Source organism: Paenibacillus graminis (assembly GCF_000758705.1).
Classification (GTDB): Bacteria; Bacillota; Bacilli; order Paenibacillales; family Paenibacillaceae; genus Paenibacillus_AQ; species Paenibacillus_AQ graminis.
In genome coordinates this window covers 4,267,517-4,286,593 of sequence record NZ_CP009287.1, presented here as the reverse complement: position 1 = coordinate 4,286,593, position 19,077 = coordinate 4,267,517, and the positions used below count along the sequence as shown (strand labels likewise).

Genomic DNA, 19,077 nt, shown 5'->3' with positions numbered 1-19,077 from the left:
ATATTACCATATTATACGGTATAATTTGCCAGAAGTTTTAGGGAGGAAATGTAAATGAATGAGGAAATGATCCGGAGAATTGTACGTGAAGAACTTGATAAGCGAGAAGCAGAAAAGGAAGCAAATCCGGTATCTACAGGAGCTCATAATTTTGGGATTCCGAAAGATAGCGACTACTTTAAGGTTAACAAGAATGGTTATGACTTTTCTCTCGTTCCTCCGATTAAAACGGATCATAATCACGGACAAACTGAGCTTATAGACGGAGGTTTTATCAAGAGTTCCTACATAGGATCAAATAAGGAAGGAGAAAAATATATGACTAATGAAGAATGGAACCTGGCATCCATTAAAAGTGCCATGAAATTTGTGAAGAAATTCTATGAAGAAAATCCGGAAGAGGCAACAAGCATCACGGGTTTCTGCAGCGCGTTTAGTGTTCTCATAAAAATCTCTTTGCTGAACGAAGATAATTTAGGAAAGGTCCGGGAGATTATTCGCGAATCTATCCAGACCTTCCATGACATCAAAGTTTAAATTGAAAAGTTCTTGCCTTTTTCGGTTAATTTGATCCCAACATCGGACGGTTCGTCGTCCGAGTTTAAAGCTTGAATAGTGATCAAACCACCGGCTTGCATCATGCGGAGCCGCACCATTATTCTTGTCCATGGAGCTTCAAATCTTTTCTCTGAAGCTTCGTCATTCAAGGGAGACCACGACTCTCCCTTTTCGTTTTCTTTTATCAGGAAAGATAAAATACTCTTCGCCAATTCATCCACTGTAATACCTCCCTTCTTGGTCAGATGACAAACTATTAGTCATTCGCCAATAAGGGAGTATTTTCCTTTATGTATGCCTCTGCCCAGCGCGGGGGCTTTTTTATTTTATGAAGAACAGTTGCGGGTTCCCGCGACTCACCCTCCAAGATTGGGGAGTGAGTTTCGGCCGTTTCCCTTCCGGCCATCGTCAGGCGGGTGAATAGGCCAAGCAATTGCCACTTAAACGCGCTGATTATCAATACCTAAATTCCGTTTCAATCCTTCCTGAAGGACCTGGCTAAAATTAAGGTGCTGACTCTCCGCTGCATCATTTAACCACTTGGGTACGCTCAGCGTCTTCTTTACAGCCTTGTTCTCCATAGCCTCCCGAACAACAGGCATATACACCTGAACGTCACATGCGGCTTCTCCGACATCTGCTTGTGCCAGTATCACATCCAATGGGGAAGGTGCGGGAATAGAGTCACCATCTTGCTCCATGACGTACAGAAATCCCTCCAGCGCTTCACGGGCTGCAGCATAGGCTTCTTCCGCGCTGTCTCCGGAAGTCAGGCATCCGGGAAGATCGGGAAAGCGAACAGAGATTCCTTCGTCTGCCGTATCGAGCAGCGCCCAAAAGCGGTATACATCTTTTTTACTCATATATAGTTTAGCCTCCTTGAGGGAGAGGAGCTTGCGCCCCTACAACCCTGCTGATTTAAGGATATTTGCTTGTGTCTTGGGAGGAAAGCTTTTTCTAGGATGTGGCACGGTAACTTTACCGAGCTTTGTCGAATGTTTGAAGTAATGGTGGCTCCCATTTGCTCCGATTATGTACCATCCGTCCTCTTCAAGAATTTTTATGATTTCTCTTGAACTGTAAGCCTTCAATCTCAGCCCTCCTCACACTCCTATTATATACGTATTAATAATACGTGTCAACGTATGAATTATACGTATAGATACTGCCCAGGAAAGTTCCCCATACCAGTGATTTAGAGTTCGTATCCTCGATTCAACCTGCATATTCCCTCCTCAATAACCCATAAGTGTATTGTAAATTTCTGTCGAATAACAGACTGTTTGTTCGCCTTTATTTAGTGTAGGCTTGATGCATACATATTAAAGGAGATGGATGTTTTGAAGAAGAAAGTAATTAGTTTTATGATTCTATGTTTACTTATCTTGATCGCCGCACCTAATTTAACTAAAGCTGCTGAAAGTCCTGTAGGTTTAATGGATGGTAAAGCAATTGGAACAAGTACAAATAATACGACTGTAATGGGATCAACGTTACAAGTAACCGATAATAATGAATTAACTAGTTACCCTTTGATATACGAAAGAAGTGATAGTTCAAAATCAAAGCAAGATTCCTTTCTCATTATATTCGACAGTCCTGTTACCATTAATTCATACAAAATGTTCATAACAAATTATAATAGGGAAAAAATGTATATAGTTTTCGAAGATAGTAAAGGTGTAGCGATTGAAGGTAGTATCGTTAATGAAGTGATTCCAGGTGATAATGGAATACATTCCTTTGCTAAGCCTTTGACTAATGTGAAGAAAATATGGGTAATACAAAAAGGTAGTGGAACACTAAATGTTGCTGAGTTTAATCTGTATAATATAGAACCGACACCGACTATAACACCAACTGCAGAGCCGGTAGCTACCCCAACCGTAGTACCTACAGCTACTTCTGAACCAACCATTGAGCCAACAGCAACTCCAACACCAGTACCAACAGCAACAGCAATACCAACTCCAACAGTGACACCAACGGTAGAGCCAACACCGACACCAACGGTTACACCGACACCAACGGTTACACCGACACCAACGGTTACACCGACACCAACTGTAACCCCGTCTCCAACTCCAGAGCAACCTACAGGTGACCGGGCAATCCTGGTTGTGACGATGAACACCGGCCTTGAAAAAGAGTTTGACCTCAGCATGGATGAAGTCAATTCCTTCATTGCTTGGTATGAAAACAAACAGTCCGGTACAGGAACTGCATCGTTTGCAATCAATAAGCACGATAATAACAAAGGCCCATTCACCAGCCGGAAGGACTATGTGATCTTCGATAAGATTCTTACGTTCAGCGTAGATGAATATTCTGCGAAATAGCATTTACAACTTGTGCCAGGCACAATAAAATAAATGTAACGGAAGTACCGTACCCTGCCAGTAATGGTGGGGTATTTTGTTACATAGGAGTGAACGCTTTGAATAATACTTATAAGGTTCTGGAGAGTGATACGGAATTCCTGGCTGCGGCGCTGGCTCAGTCTAAGGTGTCAGTGTGGTTTCGGTTAGAACCGGACCCAATAGGCCACATGATGGATTACGGTGGTATAGTTGAGGGATACTCGCCAGAGTCCGTTAAGATTGCCGGTGGGCGTTTTATCCGGGAACAATTTGAATTTAGAGTATACATAAAGTAAGCCCGTCAACCTAAAATGGTCGATGGGCTTTATTTCTGTTCATTGACTTTAATCCACATATTCCCTCAATAACCCTTAAGTGTATTGTAAATTTCTGTCGAGAAACAGACTGTTTGTTCGCCTTTATTTAGTGTAGGCTTGATGCATACATATTAAAGGAGATGGATGTTTTGAAGAAGAAAGTAATTGGTTTTATCGTTCTATGTTTACTTATCCTGATCGTTACGCCTAATTTAACTAAAGCTGCAGAGAGTCCAGTGGGATTGCTGGATGGAGTTGCAATAAGCACTTCAACAAGTATTACAAATATTAAGGGATCAACTGCAGCAGTAACCGATAACAATGAGTCTACATATTTTACTTTAATAACTGAAAGAAGCGATAGTACTGTAGTTGATACTTTAGTCTATACTTTCAATAGTCCACTTACTATAAGTGCATACAAAATGCTTATACCTAACTATAATAATGCTCCAGTGTCCATTGTATTTATGGATGCTAACGGAAATGAATTAAGTGGAAGCATTGGTGGGATTATACCCGCCGATAATGGAATATATAACCTATCTATTCCTGTTCCTAATGTAAAGAAAGTATACGTTTGCCAACGTGGAACGATATCTTTGAATATTGCAGAGTTCAATTTGTACTCAGCCCCATCAGCAACTCCAGAACCAACACCCACTGCCACGGTTGAACCTACTGCTACACCAGAACCAACCATTGAGCCAACACCAACTGTAACCCCGTCTCCAACACCAGAGCAGCCGACAGGCGATCGGGCAATCCTGGTTGTGACAATGAACACCGGCCTTGAAAAAGAATTTGATTTAAGCATGGAGGAAGTGAATTCCTTTATCACCTGGTATGAGAATAAGCAGGGCGGTACAGGAACTGCATCGTTTGCAATCAATAAGCACGATAATAACAAAGGCCCATTCACCAGCCGGAAGGACTATGTGATCTTCGATAAAATCCTTACCTTCAGCGTAGACGAATATTCTGCGAAATAGCATTTACACATTGTTCCTGCCAAGATAAAATAAATGTAACGGAAGTACCGTACCCTGCCAGTATTGGTGGGGTATTTTATATAGGGAGTGTTTGAATGAAAAAGACCTTAAGAGCGCTTGGTGTTCACTTTATTACGGCAACTATTCTTCTAGGCATGTCCTTATTCATCCATTATGACGGTGTAGATCGGGGACAACGATCATTAATTATGGTAACGATGTGTGGAGCGCTCGTATCTGTTGGGGGTATCTCTATTTAAAAAACAAAAAGGTAAATGTGATGATGGCAGTAGGGGTTGTTGTTTTAGGATTAGCTTTATTTACATATGGTTTATAGAGTGGTTAATTTGAGCACTACATACAAAGTCCTTGAGAGCGATACAGACTTTCTGACGGCTGCTTTATCACAGACTAAGGTATCAGTATGGTTCCGGCCAGAAGATGATCCAGAAGGGCATATTATGGATTACGGGGGTATAGTAGAGGGATACTCGCCAGAGTCCGTTAAGATTGCCGGTGGCCGATTTATCCGCGAACGATTTGAATTTAGAGTATACATAAAGTAAGCCCGTCAACCTAAAATGGTCGATAGGCTTTATTTCTGTTCATTGACTTTAATCCACATATTCCCTCAACAACCCTTAAGTGTATTGTAAATTTCTGTCGAATAACAGACTGTTTGTTCGCCTTTATTTAGTGTAGGCTTGATGCATACATATTAAAGGAGTAGATGAAGATGAAGTGGAAACACAAAGCAGGAGTAGCGATCGTTTTAATAGCTGTAACCCTTATTTTGAATTTAGTTGCATTACCGTCAAATGTAAATGCGGAATCTGTAGCATTATTATCTGGGAAAGTGGTTAAAACAGGAACTAATCAAAACAATCCGATCGGAACAACGACTTCGGTTACCGATAATAACACTAATACTGGTTTCGTTGTAAAAGCAGATACGAAATCAACCACGATCAACGACTTCCTGATTTATGATTTTTCTACGCCTCAGACTATCGACAGGTATAAGCTGCATATTGAAAATGCGGATGATCAGCCTCTTTACTTTGCTTTTTACGATTCAAAGGTAACATCGTTAACGGTTATAAGTAGTGTTCCCGGTGACGATGGAATATATGAGTTGCCTGCTAGAGTAAACAACGTAAGTAAGGTTTTCATTTGGAATAATAATAAATACGATATAAAGGTGCTTGAATGGGAACTTTATGAGGATACTGTTCCAACACCTACACCAACCGTTGAGCCTACGGCTACACCAGAACCGACAGTTACACCGACTACCGAACCAACAGCAACTCCGGAACCAACTGCGACACCTAGTCCTACTCCGGATCAATCTACCGGTAACCGTGCTATCCTGGTAGTAACGATGAACACCGGCCTTGAAAAAGAATTTGATTTAAGCATGGAGGAAGTGAATTCCTTTATCACCTGGTATGAGAATAAGCAGGGCGGTACAGGAACTGCATCGTTTGCAATCAATAAGCACGATAATAACAAAGGCCCATTCACCAGCCGGAAGGACTATGTGATCTTCGATAAGATTCTTACGTTCAGCGTAGATGAATATTCTGCAAAATAGCATTTACACATTGTTCCTGCCAAGATAAAATAAATGTAACGGAAGCACCGTACCCTGCCATTATTGGTGGGGTATTTTGTTACATAGGAGTGAGCGCTTTGAATAATACTTATAAGGTTCTAGAGAGTGATACAGACTTCCTGGCGGCAGCGCTGGCGCAATCTAAGGTATCTGTATGGTTCCGCCCAGAAGATGATCCTGAAGGGCATATCATGGATTACGGCGGCATAGTAGAGGGATACTCTCCAGAAAGTGTGAAGATTGCTAGTGGCCGGTTTATCCGGGAACGCTTTGAATTTAGAGTATATATAAAATAACCCGTCAAGCCTGAGCTTGACGGGTTTCTTGCTAACGTTGTATTTAAGTATTAGGCTGGTAGTCTGGATTGTTTAACATTTGATCCACAATGAAGAGTAGATCGTCATCATTAACGTATTCATCACCGGCTTGCTGTGCGTTGTACTTCACAGGGTCAACATCAGCCGCGAAATACTTGAAATATCTAGCATCAATTGAGAGATCGAGTAGGGTGTACTGTCCTGATTTGTTGACGTCAGCCGCCTCAATAATAATGCTGTCCTCTAAGCAGTTGTCTTTTTTTAGATCATATTCTTCCTTTGTGTCTGCGATCCTTGCCTTCGTAGAATCGATCACCGCCGTGCCTATAGCCTTAGCCTTAAACTTAAGTTTTATAACTACAGTGTCTTTGTTAATACCATATTCTTCGCCTTGGCTGGCTACTACAAAGCGAACGGAACCGTTTTGATCGGTTGGATTGTTATATACCTTATAGCCAGTTACTTCTTCAAAGCCTAGGTATTGGAGAAGCTTATTGTCATATCTGATTTCGAAGTCTTCAGCATAAATATCCTTCACGTTCTTAAGTGAAATATCAGCAGTAAACTCTTTGCCTACACCGATTTTTTCGGGAGCGATGGCTACATCAAGAGTAGGATCAAGCGCTGGTGTAGGTGTTGCTGTTGCCGTTGCTGTCGGTGTTGGTGTTGCTGTCGGTGTTGCTGTCGGTGTTGGTGTTGCAGTAGGTGTTGGTGTTGCTGTCGGTGTTGCTGTCGGTGTTGGTGTTGCAGTAGGTGTTGGTGTTGCTGTTGGTGTTGCTGTCGGTGTTGGTGTTGGTGTTGGTGTTGGTGTTGCAGTAGGTGTTGCTGTAGGTGTAGGCGTTACTGTTGGCGTCGGTGTTGGAACAGTCACAGATCCATAAAGTTTAAAATCCGCAATGCTTGATCCACCGAAGTCGTTGGAATATGTACCTATAACCTCAATACGTTTTACATTAGATAGCGCCCCAATGGTATATGTACCAGCCGAAGAGTTTGAATAATATATTTGTGCTCCCGTATCATCATATAATTTAACTCCAGCTTTAGAGTTTGAAGTATTAAGTATAAATCTACCACTAGAAATGTTAACTGGCTCAGAGAATTCATAATAAATAGTTTCAATTCCAGTCCACCATGATGTTGTACTGTCTTTATTGTCAGTGATATAAGCTAGATTGCTAACTTTATTATTAGGTGAAACAAATAACTTGCCCGACAATAAATCTTCATTTGCGGCTAAGATGTTGGAAATAGGAAAAGCTGCGAAAATAAGCAAAAACATTAATATTATTTTGATTTTCTTCATTCGGTACACTCCTTATTATGTATTAATGCTACCTGACTTTACAAAAACAAAGAAAGATTGTCTAAACAAATATGCCTATATATGTAATAAAGTGAGTAAATATGATGAAAATCTTTTTTATCCTAGTAAAAGAGTATCTTACATATTGTATATAGAACGTACGTTTGGTTATAATACAAACAAATGTTCTTATTTAATGGGAGGCGATCAAATGCACATTGGTCAAACCGTTGAAATCGTATATATGGACAAAGCGGGGAAGATCACGCAGAGGAAGATTGAAGTACACGGCATCCGTAATGGCCGTATACGCGCGACCTGCCTTTCCACCGGTGCGCCCCGGGTATTTCTGGTCGCCAACATCCTCGCTTGGCAGTCAGTGCAGGAGCGTAGATATGCTTGACGATACCCCGCGTAAGCTGCTGCGGATCATCGTACAGTTTCGTTATCACTTCAAACGGATGCCGACTCTTCCAGAGTTGAGGCGGTTAAGCGGGCGGCGACCAGCGGAGATATTCAAGGGATTAAAAGTGTTGGCCGCCGAAAATTACATACAATGGAGCGTGTCTGAACCTATCCAGAAGGCGGTTATACTAGAAGCGTGGGAACGCAACATTCCATGCGATACAGCGCCGCAGGGAGGCGCTCAGAACGCTAGAGGTGGCACTAACATAGATTACTGGCTGTATCATTAAGGAGGGGTCACCGTGTCCAAATTGGAGGGCAACGAGCGGTGGAAAACAAAAATGATCATGACTGAGCATGTGGAGCAGTTCGAGGAGCAGCAGCGTAATGCCGGAAGTAATATGATAACGATTGACGAGAGGACGATGGTCCGAGACTTCATCTTGCTCCCTTACATAGATACGATGGTTGGCAAGAGCCTGAAGGAGCTTGAACACTCCGGCAACATTCTGAAACGCGCTTATTCAATGGCCGGCCAAGCTATCCAGCGCCGGATTATGCAAGATACTTATCGGTTGCAAAAAGAGCTGAAGCAGCGGAATATCAAGGTGCTGGCGGATGAGCAGGACGAATTTATCCTATATCACAAAATCTTTTGCAGAGGATATCAGGAACGGTTTGGATTGACGAGGGATGTTATGCGTACCGAGATTAGCCTGCGGCTGACCAAGTACACAGCGGAGATCGGTGCCATATTAAAAGAGCCTACAACATAAATAATGCCCTGCTGGACGTAGTGAAGTGGTCTGCAGGGCTTTTTTTGTTGATGCTTCTTCATCTGATTCCTAGGTTGTTCGTAATATTTGCTTAGGAAGTTTTATTATATAATCTCTCTGTTGTTCGTTCAACTTTTTCCATTCTGTCTGAAATTTCTTTTACATGATCAAGTAAAGCAGCAAAGGCAAGAGTGAAGATTGCCGAAACCCCTCCAGCAGCCCAAAACATTAGCATATAGCTCCAAGCGAATTTTTTATCCTCGAATGAATACTCCGGTTCAGGTCCATAAGTTTTTCCCGCAACAATTCCACCGATAATAGCTAATCCTAGCACGATATAGCCCACCCACTTTAAAGCTTTAACCATGACATCTCATCCCCTAAATCTGATAATAATTAACAAAATCAGTCTATCAGATGCAGGGAAATATTACTATACGCTAATAGGTCTTCGGATATATAATTATGTCGAAAGATTATGAAGTGGGCGGTGTTGTAATGTGGGATTCAATCTTGTTTTTGTTTTTTTCCACGGTTGAAGCTTTTTCGCTTTACTTTTTGATTATGTGTCTTTTCAGGTTCAGATGGGAAGAACATGCCTGGCAAGCGTTGGTTCTGGTTCTTCTTATCAATCTTCAGAGCTTTATTTTAAGAAATGAATTTCAGCTTGGAGGCATAATGCCTATAGTAACAATATTTTACTTTATACTGTTTTTCGCAATTTTTGTAAGGATTCCTTTGGGGTTTTCGATTATTTTAACCATTAGTGGTTACGTGATTTTTGGTGTTGTTCAAACTGGATTAGCCATTTTATTTTTTGGATCAATTGGTGAGGCTCAGGCTACTGATTCGAATGGATATGTATTGCAGTTGGCAAGTGGTTCAGTGATTATGATTCTGTCATGGTTATTTTATCGTACAGGCCATGGATTCACATTTGAACTCCATAGACTTCGATTTAAATTTGAAGATATTATGGTTGTACTGCTTATCATACTCTTTTTCATAGGAATTTCGTTGCTTATGTTTTACAACGAGATATACATAAATATTTTATTCTTCACCGCTATATCGGCTTATTTGCTCTATTATGCAACACGGAAGGATCGAGAGAATGATTGAAAGGTTATCCATTGTAACGGCCAGAGCCATTAAGAGAGCCGCACCCGATCATCGAGCAAGTGAGGCAGTTTTGAAGTTTGCCTTAGAAGGTGTATATAACGTAGTCTTTATTCTAGTTTTAACCTTGACTATATCACTTCTAACAAGAAAGATTTCAGAAGTTTCTGTAATGCTCTTATCATTCGCTGTTCTTCGTCAAATTACTGGAGGAGTTCATTTAAGATCCGGAGTTCTCTGTGTATTAACAACGACAACAATGTTCACATTGTTTTCTTTTGTCGAAATGAGTCGGAAAATGAATTTTTACATGTCGATTATAAGCATATTTTGCGTAGTTATTTTTGCTCCATCTAGAATTGAGCGACAAAGCAGGATTCCAAAAAGGTATTATCCGATACTAAAATTAGCCGGTGTTTTGGTGGTGAGTGTGGCTTTTTTTGTTGACTATTCCGCATTATCATTAAGTTTTTTTGTTCAGTCATTGACGCTTATTCGCTTGAAAGGAGGTGACATTCATGATTAAAAAACGAATTGCCCATAGTCTGGCAACTGTTCTTTCCCTGGTTGCATTTGCATTTGTGAATACTGCAAGTATATTGTATATCCATCAACCTGAAGTGCCAGAAGAGTTATTGAAATAAATCGGGAGTTGGTATCAATGGTCATTTTAAGTGTTACTAAAGACCATGCCGGAAAACGTGGATTATATCCTTTGCCTGTCGAGGACATTCTTTATTTGAGATTTAGTAGCAAATACAGGTGTGTGGTTGTCACTACAGCGGTACGGGAGTATTATACAACAGGTACATTGAATTATTGGACTGAGGTCATCAACAATAGTGGTTTTAGATTTTCTCTTGCGGACCGGACAGCATCTATTAACTTGATGAAAGTCGTTCAAGTGGATCGTTTTTCCAAAACGGCTTTTTTTGATGGAGATGAAAAATGCATGTTATCGGAGAAGGGGTATAAGACTCTGATGAAGGAAATATTGGCATTACAGTTAAACTGTATATTTTCCTAGACCGCCAAAGGCGGTTTATTTTTTTGAGGATTATAACATGTGGATGACGCAAAGTCTGTCGAAATTTGAAAGGACTGTCATAGAATTCATATGACGACTAAACATTTACATAAATCTTGTAATGGGATTTAATAGTAATTGTAAAGGAGTTCACACGGTGAAAAAGTATTGACTAATAATAAGACCTGTGGTAATACAGGAAGTTGCCTTAATTTATAAGACAGAATGTTAAGTGTTACTTAACGTCCTGTTCAAGGGAGAGTAGAAAAACTACTCTGACCTGTTACCAGACCAATTCAATACATATAAGTCAGTTACCCGGCAATTAAGATAATGGGCCGCATTGATCGCAAATTCTAGTGACATTTTGGATTCTCCAGAAATCAATTGGCTCACAAAGGAGCGGGAACATTTCATGTGCCGAGCAAAATCGACTGGTTTAATACCTTTTTCTTTTAAACGGTCTGGTAGCAGGCATTCCCCGAGCAGGTATGCCATGCTGTTCTCCTTTCTTGAAAATCGTTCGTATTCTGTTCGCATTTATGGTATGCTCGTCTTATATTATCGCGGCGGAAATTTCCATAACAGGGAGTGATGACTTATCACAATAATCTACACCATCAGTACCGAAGAACTTTTACAACGCCTTAGTGCCCGTGGTATCGACATAACCGAAGCGGAAAAATACTTAAATTCTATTCCAGGTCCATCAGATCAAGAGCAGAATTCAAAATTTTCACAAGGTTCTTCTTCTGTTTCTCAGTAAGCGGAATTCCGTTTTTTGTCAGATTATGTATGTCTAAAGTTTCGATTGGTAGTTCGTCTAAGGCCGCCCCAGTTAAGTTAATGGGGAGGTCTTTTTTTATTTTCTCCGTGTCTCTAAATCTTGGGTCAATATCCCCATTGGCTACTCCGAGTTTCTCGGCGAAGAGAAAAACTGTACTGGGAGTCATTAGTGTTTTCCCGTTTGCATATTCAGATATCGCACTTGTTGAAATTCCAGACTTTTCAGATAGCTCTTTTTGAGTTATTCCCTGTTTCTCGAGAACCGCCTTTAAGTTACTAGCCATTTTCTCCATAAGTTTTTTATCTACATCCGTGAGTTTTCTACGCACTTTATTTATCCATTCCTTTCCTCGTCCGCTTTAACAGGATTTTCTACTTCATTATAGCGCAATTTTCCAAAAAAACAACTAAAAAAATCCGGTTTATCCGGTTGACAATCCGGTTTTAGGGGAATAATATAGGGTTACACCAAGAGGAAGGAGGGACGAAATGTTCAAGATTACACTTCGAGCGGCAAGAGTCAATAAGGGGATGAGTCAAGGTGAAGTGGCGGTGGAAGTTAACAAGAGCGTTGATACTGTTCAAAAATACGAAGAAGACTCTACTAACATACCACACGCATTCCTCCTTGAATTACTGGATCTTTATGATGTGCCGGATGAGCATATTTTTTTGGGTAAAGAATCCGTAAAAACCGGATTTAGAAAACGTCTTTATCAAAGAAAGACTGTGTAGTGCCATACCGTTCCTTGAAAACTGAATTCAAATTATCAGAAAGGATGGTGAACAACCTTGCTCACACCAATAAAGAGCATCAATATCGGTACTCGCATCCGGGAAGATATGGGCGACATCGCCGGATTGGCAGAGAGCATTCAAGCCCGTGGGCTGCTGCACCCCATCATCATTGATGAGGCTGGGAATCTAATCGCCGGACACCGCAGACTGGAAGCTCACAAGCTGCTGGGCCGGGAGGAAGTTGAGACCCGCACTCTGGCTGATTTAACAGAGAGGGAAAAGCGTCTGATCGAACTGGAGGAGAACACGAAGCGCAAGGCGTTGACAGAGTTTGAGGCATCAAAGAATCTTACAGAATTAGCTGAAGCGGCAAAGGATGTACTGAGAGAAGAGTTTTTGCCGAAGATCGGCAATAACCCCCCAGAGGGAGGTAGGCCAGCAAAACCTGATTCTGAAGCGAAGGTTGCTGAAAGGCTGGGCGTGCCCCGCCAAACTATCAATGATGCAAAACAGCATGTAAATGCAGTCGAAAAATACCCAGCGCTTGAGAACCTAAACAAGATCGAAGCCATCATTACAGCGCGTGATCCTGAAAAGGCAGAGCAGTATCAGAAGGCAATTGAAGACTTCCCGCAGCTTGCAGAAGCGAAGGTTCCAGTTGACTTAGCTATCAGTGGAGCTGAAAAGCTTCGCCAGGCACCGCCGGAGATGGCAAAGGAAAGACTGGATAAATTGACCGCCGACGAGAAGAAGTTTGAGCTTCGCAAGCAGTTGATTGATGAGCAATACAGGGACGCTAAGATCATAAACAACTTAATTGACGCTGCCGTGAGAATTCGCGGAACGGTGACAGAAGAACGAATGATGAATTGGATGGAGACTAGGCGTGATCGTAGTGAAATTGAGCTTAGCATGAGCCAGGTTCAAGGTGGAATCGACGAATTTCAAAGATTGAAAGATCAAATGAAGGCGGCACTAAAAGGCCCTCGAAGGGTGGGGAAATAACATGGAAAAACATAATCTTGATCGGGAGGACCGGACGGAATTCATTCTCGGATTCATGAGCAGGAAGTTCACCATAGACGAGGTTGTCTCTTTTCTCGAAGAGAGAATAACACTTGACGAGGAAAAGATGCGTAGGGATGCAATCAGGGCGAAGGCGCGGCAGTTGATCGGTAGCTTCAAAGACGGTGATGGTGTTCGATTAATTGCTGCATATGATGAGGCCGCAGATAATGAACCGCGGCGGATGGTCTACCAGGTAATTGACAGTTGTAACGACACTAAGATTCTTGATAGGCAGATTTTTAACATGGTAAGAAATCGTGATGGTGCAGATAAGCTGATCCAAAAGGCAAAGGCCAGAAAAGAGAAGCTTATTAATGATCCTAACCTGTTCAATTTCTTCGACTTTGAAGATCTGGAGAAAGGAGAATCCCAATGAGTACAATGAATGCTTCATCGGATTTATCAAACATTATGCAGGATTGCAAAAGGCGCAAATGCAGCAAAGACCAAATTCAAGAATTTATAGATCGGGCTCGGGCGTACTGGTCTGGTAACACAGGAATGCTTGTAGTGGTAGAGTCGCTGCAACTGGAACTGGAGGGAATGGCGTGAACGTAGAGCAAGCGGAAATCCGTTACCACCGTGAGCAGATGGCTAACTGGTTGAAAGTATTACATGCAGCCAAGGAAGCTGGTGACCAGAACATGGAACAGCAAGCTATCAGAGAGCGCCGGAAACACACAGATGCTGTTCTCGCACTATGGGCCTCGCCTGCTGAACAACTGGCGGTGTGTGTATGAGTGCTCTGTCATTCGGTGAATATCTTAAGCAACTCAGGAAGGCCAAAGGATTCAAAACTGCCAGAATGTTCGCCAGAAAAGTAGGCATATCAAATGCGACCATTAGCAGGATCGAATCCGGCGAAATTGGAACAAGTCCCCAGATGATTAGAAAGTTATCCGAATCATTAGGCGTTACTCACCCGGCCTCATGATCAAAGCTGGATACATCACAGAACAAGAAGTCCTCACCTTCCGGCGCGAACATGGCATCAATGACGGAGGAAAGCCATGACAATCATAATCCGCAGCACAGTCAAATGTCCTTATCCTAATTGCGGTCACACAGGCGATGTAATCACAAATTTGCATTGCCGCAGAGCTCACGCTATGGAGCGTAAGGAACTGTTTGGGCGGTACGGCAAGCCGCAAGGAGTCGGATTCGATACCACAGCCGCTAAGAAGAACCTTGAGGGCCATGTGGCAGCCCCGCCTCTGAATACTGGATACCCTAGCGATTCAAGTCAGGCGAAGGATATGAGGTCATCCAGGAGTAAGCGGAAATGAATTTCCTACTTGAAAGGGGGTGAACACGATGAAGGAAGTCACTGAACTGATCGGTAAAACAGGAACACTCATACAGTCCATCACAGTAATGGGAGCCGTGGAAGCGGAAGACGGCACAATTGATGTCCTGGTAAAGGATGACCATGGGAATGAGTTTTGGGTCGAAAAGGATGGCAATGTATCACTGTTTTAAAACGCGGATTTCATAACCGCTATTATTTTTTTGCCAAAATCGGGGTTTTGAGCCCAAAAACGTAGGGAGAAGTTGATCCAATGAGTAAAAAATGCAGCTGCGGCAACAAAGCAGATTACGCAGTTCACGATGATGCCCAGCCCAAGTGCCTGCTTTGCATGTTGGAGGCGGTGGACGTTCCAATCCCGGTTCTGGTCCGCACGCTGGACCCCTGGGAGGCCGAACCTGTAAAGCCTGACTTAGTAGATGTAATAGACGAATAACGCCCCTGGCTGCAACCAGGAGCGTTAAGCAAACCCTTATTCAAAAATTCACGGTCAATATAACACAAATATTAGGAGGCTGTAAAGATGCTCCATATTAAGCGCATTGAAATCAAGGATTGGCTGGGGATCAAAGAGCTGAACGTATCCCCAGGCAAGATCAATAAAGTGGATGGTGATTCCGGCGCAGGCAAGACCAGCCTCATTGAGGGACTGGAGAAGGCCCTGACGAATAACAGCCGGCGCACGGAGGTCATCAGCCACGGGCAGGAAGAGGCTGAACTGTTCGTTGAACTGACAGACGGCTTGCAGATTACCCGGAAGGTCCGGGCTGAAAAGGCTGACTATCTCAAGGTTAAGCACGATAGCAAAGCTGTGAACAGCACGGAGGGCTTCTTGCGGAAACTGATTAACGGCGAAATTTTCCGGCCGATTGAGTTTGTGCAGAAGGATGTAAAGGAGCAAACGAAAATCATCCTGAACATGCTGCAGATTGACTGGACGGTTGAGGATATCAAGTCATGGTTTGGGGAGATGCCGGAGGCTGACTACCAATTGCATATCCTTCAGATTTTGCAGCAGATCGAATCAGCATATTTCGAAGAGCGGTCCAGCATCAACCGCGAAATCAACCTGCTGCGGGCGAATATCGAAGGGATTAAGCGCGACCTTCCCCCGAACTATGACGGTGAAATATGGCGTGGGGTTAACCTGCAGGAGCTCTATCGGAAGCTGTCTAATGCAGAGGATGCCAATAAGCGGCTGGAAGAAGCTCAGCGTCTTGTGGATAGCCTGGCTCTGCGTATGGACGACATCCGGCAGCGGGCGGCTACAGTGCGGGAAGGCAAGCGCTTGGAGTACAAACGGCAGCGGGATAGCTTGCACACATCAATCTCTGTAATCATCCGCACCATTGAGGATGAGCAGGCCAAAATTGACGCTGTAGACCGCCGGATCAGTGACGAGCATATCCGGCTAGATAATCAGCTGCAACAGGAGATTGAGCGTCTTAAAGCTCAGTTTACCGCGAAAAAGCAAGTGGCGAAGGATACCATCCAGCAGGAAGCCGACCAGTCCCGAGCCTTCATTTCTGAATATCAAAGCCAGCTTTCAGAGGCCGGCACCAAGCTGGGCAATGTAGAAGCTCTGGAACGCAAGGATATTGAGCGTATCGACGAATACGAGCAGCAGCAGATCGAACTGGAGCAGACGAAGACTGGTAATGCTCAGCAGGTAGTAGCTGAAACAGAATGGTCTGATCCGGCTCCTCTGAAGGCGGCAGCGGATGAAGCCACACAGATGAAAGAGTTTCTGAGAGAGTGGGAACGGATGAACGACATCATCCGGGAGAAGTTGGCTCCGAAGGAAGCGCGGGCTGCGGACCTGACCGCGAAGATTGAAAAGGCGCGCGAGCTGCCAAAGGAACTGCTTAAGACCGCCGCACTGCCGGTAGATGGGCTGACGGTAGATGACAAAGGCCGTATCCGAATTAATGACACGCTTATAGACGGTTTGTCTGAAGGTGAGGCGCTGGACTTCGCGTTCAAGCTTGCCAAGGCTCAGTCAGGACCATTGAAGGTGATCTGCATTGATGGATACCAGAACCTCGGCAGCAAGCAGCAGGAGATCCTGGAGTCTGCACAGCACGATGATTATCAGTATTTCTTGCTCTCTACTGTAAAGGGCAAAGACCTGGAAATTGAAACCTTGGAGGGATAAACCGTGACCGTAGCTATTGAAACCCAAGTCCAAGAGACCTTGGATAGAATACTTGATTCCAAGCACGACGCGCTTCCGAGTGACTTCAAAAAGAAACGGTTTTCGGAAAACTGCAAGGTGTATGTGGCCGAGGAAAAGGACCTTCATAAATACACCATCGATGATATTGTAGCTAATCTGTTCAAAGGCGCGGTATTGGGGCTGGACTTCCTGGCTAAAGAGTGCCACCTGATTACGGGAGGCGTCGACCTCAAATTTCAGACGGACTACAAAGGCGAAATGAAGCTCACCAAGAAATACAGTGTCCGCCCAATGCTGGACGTATACGCCAAAAACGTACGGGAAGGCGACATATTTCGGGAACAGATCATTGAAGGTCGCCCGGCAATTCATTTCGATCCACTGCCGTTCAACGCCAGCAAGATCATTGGTAGTTTTGCAATTGCCCTCTTCCAGGACGGCGGCATGGTCTATGAATCAATTCCGGCAGGGGAAATTGAGGAGATTCGCAAGAACTACGGCAAATCCCTCGGGGACGCCTGGGAAAAGAGCCAAGGTGAAATGTACAAACGGACGGTGCTCCGCCGGTTGTGCAAGACGATTGAAACGGACTTTGATGCAGAGCAGCGCCTTATCTATGAAATGGGCGGGGCATTTGAATTCACCAAGCAGCCGACACGATCCCGGCAGCAGAGCCCGTTCAATCCTCCAGAGGAAAGCGAGGTGATCCAGAATGACCGAGCTGCTGAAACTGACCAAGGATAATTACTTTTCGCTGGAAGCCAGTAGGGCATATATGAGCGTCAGCCAGTTCAAAGGATTCGTCCCAGCCTACGGCGGCTGCGAGGCTGCTGCTATGGCGAAGCTGGCCGGAGAGTGGGAAGAACCCGATAAGGATGCGCTGGAAGAAGGTAAATTCATTCACGCATGGAACGAAGGCGCTCTTGAGGAATTCAAAGCGAATAACCCGCAGATGTACAGCAGCCGTGGTGCTACTAAAGGGGAACTCAAATCCAATTTCAAGAGATGCCTTACTATGATCGAGGTGCTTGAATCCGATCCAATGGTCCTCAAGGTGCTTGCCGGGCAGAAAGAGGTCATCCTGACGGCAGAGTTATTCGGTATCCAGTGGAAAGTGATGCTGGACAGTTATCAGCCAGGGATAGTATTTGCTGACCTGAAGGCTATGAAAGACATGGACAGCAAGCACTGGAATAAAGAGGCTCAGGCCTATGAAAATTTTATAGAGCACTATGGGTATGGCTTACAGATGGCAGTCTATGCCGAAGTTGAACGGAAGGCGAAGGGGCGTAAACCGGAGGAATGGCTGCTCCCGCATATGGTTGTTGTTACAAAGCAAGACCCGCCGGACCATGAAATCCTATTCTTCGATTTTGACGCCATTGCAGCAAGCCTTCGCGTTGTGGGCAATCATATCGAACGGGTGAAGCAGGTCAAGGCTGGGGAGGTCGAACCGGTACCGTGCGGTACGTGTGAGTACTGCAGGCAGACAAAGAAGATCACCCGGATTAAACACTTCTCTGAATTGAGTCTTTACTAATGAGCGCCTTCGGCTTTCATCCAGTGCAGAAGCCAAAGCACAAGCGCAACAAGCCCACAGCCAAGCAGCGGGGCCTGATATCAAAAGATGTATATGCTGCGGCTATGGAACGTTCAGGCGGTCGCTGTGAACGTTGCGGAAAGGCAGGGGAGTTACAGTGTGCTCACCTTCTCCGGCGCTGGCAGATCGAGGGAGAAACCATGGTGAATGATGTGGCGATGCTATGCGGTCCCAGCGTTAACAGCGGCACCTGTCACCATTACGTGGATTACACAAAGGAAGGGAAGCAATGGGGCTACGACTTCCGGGAGCGCCTGTATGGACGATAACAAGGCACTGTCCGTAGAAATCCACCTCCGGCTGCTGGACTGCCAGGTATGCGGTAGCGAGATCAATCCAGACCGGGAGGAGTATATAGGCCGGACGCGGGTATGTCCTCGCTGCTATGAACAACTTAATAAGACCAAGAGAAAACGCCGGAAGTGAGGGGATTGGATTGGACTTAAATGGGAAGTTGATCGAAGCATTGGCCGAATCTGGTCGCGTCATAGTGGAAAAAGACAAAGAAATTGCACGGCTGAAAGAATACAACGAAAAGTTGCGCCAAGCTGTAGCAACATTGATTAATGGGGATTTGGTTCAGTCTTCTTAATGCAAAGCAGGTGAGG

At 44.0% G+C, this 19,077-nt stretch carries 31 protein-coding genes; 24 read left to right on the top strand and 7 right to left on the bottom strand.

Going from position 1 to position 19,077, the window contains the following annotated elements:
* Nucleotides 1-54: 54 nt before the first annotated feature.
* A complete protein-coding gene (locus tag PGRAT_RS18295; RefSeq protein ID WP_025708631.1) occupies nucleotides 55-537 on the top strand; it encodes a hypothetical protein in 483 nt (160 codons plus the stop codon).
* On the opposite strand, the gene PGRAT_RS18290 is transcribed toward PGRAT_RS18295, so the two are convergent.
* The 3 genes from PGRAT_RS18290 to PGRAT_RS18280 form a co-directional block, all read right to left on the bottom strand.
* The gene (locus PGRAT_RS18290) at nucleotides 534-779 is read right to left on the bottom strand and encodes a hypothetical protein (RefSeq protein ID WP_025708629.1); all 246 of its coding nucleotides are present in this window, start codon (nucleotides 777-779) and stop codon (nucleotides 534-536) included. The genes PGRAT_RS18295 and PGRAT_RS18290 overlap by 4 nt on opposite strands.
* A gap of 219 nt (nucleotides 780-998) precedes the next feature.
* On the bottom strand, nucleotides 999-1,421 hold the full coding sequence (locus PGRAT_RS18285; RefSeq protein WP_025708627.1) for a type II toxin-antitoxin system HicB family antitoxin: 423 nt from the start codon (nucleotides 1,419-1,421) through the stop codon (nucleotides 999-1,001).
* 39 nt (nucleotides 1,422-1,460) lie between these two features.
* Nucleotides 1,461-1,649, bottom strand: a complete 189-nt coding sequence (locus tag PGRAT_RS18280) for a type II toxin-antitoxin system HicA family toxin (protein ID WP_025708625.1) — start codon at nucleotides 1,647-1,649, stop codon at nucleotides 1,461-1,463.
* A gap of 249 nt (nucleotides 1,650-1,898) precedes the next feature.
* Here PGRAT_RS18280 and PGRAT_RS34405 point away from each other — a divergent pair, with 249 nt between their 5' ends.
* The 4 genes from PGRAT_RS34405 to PGRAT_RS18250 all read left to right on the top strand — a co-directional run bounded on the left by PGRAT_RS34405 (nucleotide 1,899) and on the right by PGRAT_RS18250 (nucleotide 6,141).
* Nucleotides 1,899-2,897 (top strand): PT domain-containing protein, encoded by a 999-nt coding sequence (locus PGRAT_RS34405; protein ID WP_244884029.1) that lies wholly within the window; start codon nucleotides 1,899-1,901, stop codon nucleotides 2,895-2,897.
* 487 nt (nucleotides 2,898-3,384) lie between these two features.
* Nucleotides 3,385-4,227: a hypothetical protein gene (locus tag PGRAT_RS34395; protein WP_025706468.1), complete on the top strand. Its 843-nt coding sequence runs from the start codon at nucleotides 3,385-3,387 to the stop codon at nucleotides 4,225-4,227.
* 736 nt (nucleotides 4,228-4,963) lie between these two features.
* Nucleotides 4,964-5,824, top strand: a complete 861-nt coding sequence (locus PGRAT_RS34390) for a hypothetical protein (RefSeq protein WP_244884028.1) — start codon at nucleotides 4,964-4,966, stop codon at nucleotides 5,822-5,824.
* A 98-nt stretch (nucleotides 5,825-5,922) separates the two neighbouring features.
* Nucleotides 5,923-6,141: a hypothetical protein gene (locus tag PGRAT_RS18250; protein ID WP_025704596.1), complete on the top strand. Its 219-nt coding sequence runs from the start codon at nucleotides 5,923-5,925 to the stop codon at nucleotides 6,139-6,141.
* A gap of 43 nt (nucleotides 6,142-6,184) precedes the next feature.
* On the opposite strand, the gene PGRAT_RS32470 is transcribed toward PGRAT_RS18250, so the two are convergent.
* Nucleotides 6,185-7,468: a cohesin domain-containing protein gene (locus PGRAT_RS32470; protein WP_081954754.1), complete on the bottom strand. Its 1,284-nt coding sequence runs from the start codon at nucleotides 7,466-7,468 to the stop codon at nucleotides 6,185-6,187.
* Nucleotides 7,469-7,679: 211 nt separating this feature from the next.
* On the opposite strand from PGRAT_RS32470, the gene PGRAT_RS18240 reads away from it, so the two are divergent.
* Together PGRAT_RS18240 and PGRAT_RS18230 are read left to right on the top strand one after the other, a co-directional pair.
* Nucleotides 7,680-7,871, top strand: a complete 192-nt coding sequence (locus tag PGRAT_RS18240; RefSeq protein WP_244884027.1) for a hypothetical protein — start codon at nucleotides 7,680-7,682, stop codon at nucleotides 7,869-7,871.
* A 304-nt stretch (nucleotides 7,872-8,175) separates the two neighbouring features.
* A complete protein-coding gene (locus tag PGRAT_RS18230) occupies nucleotides 8,176-8,649 on the top strand; it encodes a YhjD family protein (RefSeq protein ID WP_042266990.1) in 474 nt (157 codons plus the stop codon).
* Nucleotides 8,650-8,740: 91 nt separating this feature from the next.
* Here the strand turns inward: PGRAT_RS18230 and PGRAT_RS18225 are convergent, their stop codons facing one another.
* Nucleotides 8,741-9,016, bottom strand: a complete 276-nt coding sequence (locus PGRAT_RS18225) for a hypothetical protein (protein ID WP_025706216.1) — start codon at nucleotides 9,014-9,016, stop codon at nucleotides 8,741-8,743.
* A 98-nt stretch (nucleotides 9,017-9,114) separates the two neighbouring features.
* On the opposite strand from PGRAT_RS18225, the gene PGRAT_RS18220 reads away from it, so the two are divergent.
* The 4 genes from PGRAT_RS18220 to PGRAT_RS18210 are packed head-to-tail and all read left to right on the top strand — an operon-like array spanning nucleotide 9,115 to nucleotide 10,795.
* On the top strand, nucleotides 9,115-9,771 hold the full coding sequence (locus PGRAT_RS18220) for a hypothetical protein (RefSeq protein ID WP_025706217.1): 657 nt from the start codon (nucleotides 9,115-9,117) through the stop codon (nucleotides 9,769-9,771).
* Nucleotides 9,764-10,294, top strand: a complete 531-nt coding sequence (locus PGRAT_RS18215; RefSeq protein ID WP_025706218.1) for an accessory gene regulator ArgB-like protein — start codon at nucleotides 9,764-9,766, stop codon at nucleotides 10,292-10,294. The genes PGRAT_RS18220 and PGRAT_RS18215 overlap by 8 nt, the downstream gene beginning before the upstream one ends.
* A complete protein-coding gene (locus PGRAT_RS32465) occupies nucleotides 10,287-10,412 on the top strand; it encodes a cyclic lactone autoinducer peptide (RefSeq protein WP_081758858.1) in 126 nt (41 codons plus the stop codon). The genes PGRAT_RS18215 and PGRAT_RS32465 overlap by 8 nt, the downstream gene beginning before the upstream one ends.
* A gap of 17 nt (nucleotides 10,413-10,429) precedes the next feature.
* Nucleotides 10,430-10,795, top strand: coding sequence for a LytTR family DNA-binding domain-containing protein (locus PGRAT_RS18210; protein ID WP_025706219.1), 366 nt, complete (start codon nucleotides 10,430-10,432; stop codon nucleotides 10,793-10,795).
* Between the two features lie 270 nt (nucleotides 10,796-11,065).
* Here the strand turns inward: PGRAT_RS18210 and PGRAT_RS34930 are convergent, their stop codons facing one another.
* Nucleotides 11,066-11,293 carry a helix-turn-helix domain-containing protein gene (locus PGRAT_RS34930; RefSeq protein ID WP_025706220.1) on the bottom strand — a complete coding sequence of 76 codons (228 nt, stop codon included), beginning with the start codon at nucleotides 11,291-11,293 and terminating at the stop codon, nucleotides 11,066-11,068.
* A 197-nt stretch (nucleotides 11,294-11,490) separates the two neighbouring features.
* Nucleotides 11,491-11,910 carry a helix-turn-helix domain-containing protein gene (locus tag PGRAT_RS18205; protein ID WP_025706221.1) on the bottom strand — a complete coding sequence of 140 codons (420 nt, stop codon included), beginning with the start codon at nucleotides 11,908-11,910 and terminating at the stop codon, nucleotides 11,491-11,493.
* Between the two features lie 160 nt (nucleotides 11,911-12,070).
* On the opposite strand from PGRAT_RS18205, the gene PGRAT_RS18200 reads away from it, so the two are divergent.
* The 13 genes from PGRAT_RS18200 (at nucleotide 12,071) to PGRAT_RS18140 (ending at nucleotide 19,061) form a co-directional block, all read left to right on the top strand.
* Nucleotides 12,071-12,316 (top strand): helix-turn-helix domain-containing protein, encoded by a 246-nt coding sequence (locus tag PGRAT_RS18200; protein ID WP_025706222.1) that lies wholly within the window; start codon nucleotides 12,071-12,073, stop codon nucleotides 12,314-12,316.
* A gap of 57 nt (nucleotides 12,317-12,373) precedes the next feature.
* Entirely contained in the window at nucleotides 12,374-13,324 is a 951-nt protein-coding gene (locus PGRAT_RS31725; RefSeq protein ID WP_025706223.1) for a ParB N-terminal domain-containing protein, read from the top strand.
* Between the two features lies 1 nt (nucleotide 13,325).
* Nucleotides 13,326-13,763, top strand: coding sequence for a hypothetical protein (locus tag PGRAT_RS18190; protein ID WP_025706224.1), 438 nt, complete (start codon nucleotides 13,326-13,328; stop codon nucleotides 13,761-13,763).
* Complete coding sequence (locus tag PGRAT_RS18185) at nucleotides 13,760-13,939, top strand: hypothetical protein (RefSeq protein ID WP_025706225.1); 180 nt, start codon at nucleotides 13,760-13,762, stop codon at nucleotides 13,937-13,939. The genes PGRAT_RS18190 and PGRAT_RS18185 overlap by 4 nt, the downstream gene beginning before the upstream one ends.
* Nucleotides 13,936-14,127, top strand: a complete 192-nt coding sequence (locus tag PGRAT_RS18180; protein WP_025706226.1) for a hypothetical protein — start codon at nucleotides 13,936-13,938, stop codon at nucleotides 14,125-14,127. Before PGRAT_RS18185 ends, PGRAT_RS18180 begins: the two co-directional genes overlap by 4 nt.
* A complete protein-coding gene (locus PGRAT_RS34925; protein WP_025706227.1) occupies nucleotides 14,124-14,321 on the top strand; it encodes a helix-turn-helix domain-containing protein in 198 nt (65 codons plus the stop codon). Before PGRAT_RS18180 ends, PGRAT_RS34925 begins: the two co-directional genes overlap by 4 nt.
* A 380-nt stretch (nucleotides 14,322-14,701) precedes the next feature.
* Nucleotides 14,702-14,866, top strand: coding sequence for a hypothetical protein (locus tag PGRAT_RS33330; RefSeq protein ID WP_155990419.1), 165 nt, complete (start codon nucleotides 14,702-14,704; stop codon nucleotides 14,864-14,866).
* Between the two features lie 80 nt (nucleotides 14,867-14,946).
* Nucleotides 14,947-15,129 (top strand): hypothetical protein, encoded by a 183-nt coding sequence (locus PGRAT_RS18165; RefSeq protein ID WP_025706230.1) that lies wholly within the window; start codon nucleotides 14,947-14,949, stop codon nucleotides 15,127-15,129.
* An 87-nt stretch (nucleotides 15,130-15,216) separates the two neighbouring features.
* Nucleotides 15,217-16,848 (top strand): ATP-binding protein, encoded by a 1,632-nt coding sequence (locus PGRAT_RS18160; protein ID WP_025706231.1) that lies wholly within the window; start codon nucleotides 15,217-15,219, stop codon nucleotides 16,846-16,848.
* Between the two features lie 3 nt (nucleotides 16,849-16,851).
* A complete protein-coding gene (locus tag PGRAT_RS18155) occupies nucleotides 16,852-17,613 on the top strand; it encodes a RecT family recombinase (RefSeq protein WP_025706233.1) in 762 nt (253 codons plus the stop codon).
* Nucleotides 17,582-18,409 carry a PD-(D/E)XK nuclease-like domain-containing protein gene (locus PGRAT_RS18150; protein WP_081758860.1) on the top strand — a complete coding sequence of 276 codons (828 nt, stop codon included), beginning with the start codon at nucleotides 17,582-17,584 and terminating at the stop codon, nucleotides 18,407-18,409. The genes PGRAT_RS18155 and PGRAT_RS18150 overlap by 32 nt, the downstream gene beginning before the upstream one ends.
* A gap of 200 nt (nucleotides 18,410-18,609) precedes the next feature.
* The gene (locus PGRAT_RS34675; RefSeq protein ID WP_272945712.1) at nucleotides 18,610-18,738 is read left to right on the top strand and encodes a hypothetical protein; all 129 of its coding nucleotides are present in this window, start codon (nucleotides 18,610-18,612) and stop codon (nucleotides 18,736-18,738) included.
* Nucleotides 18,739-18,854: 116 nt separating this feature from the next.
* Complete coding sequence (locus PGRAT_RS18140; RefSeq protein WP_025706236.1) at nucleotides 18,855-19,061, top strand: hypothetical protein; 207 nt, start codon at nucleotides 18,855-18,857, stop codon at nucleotides 19,059-19,061.
* Nucleotides 19,062-19,077: the final 16 nt, after the last annotated feature.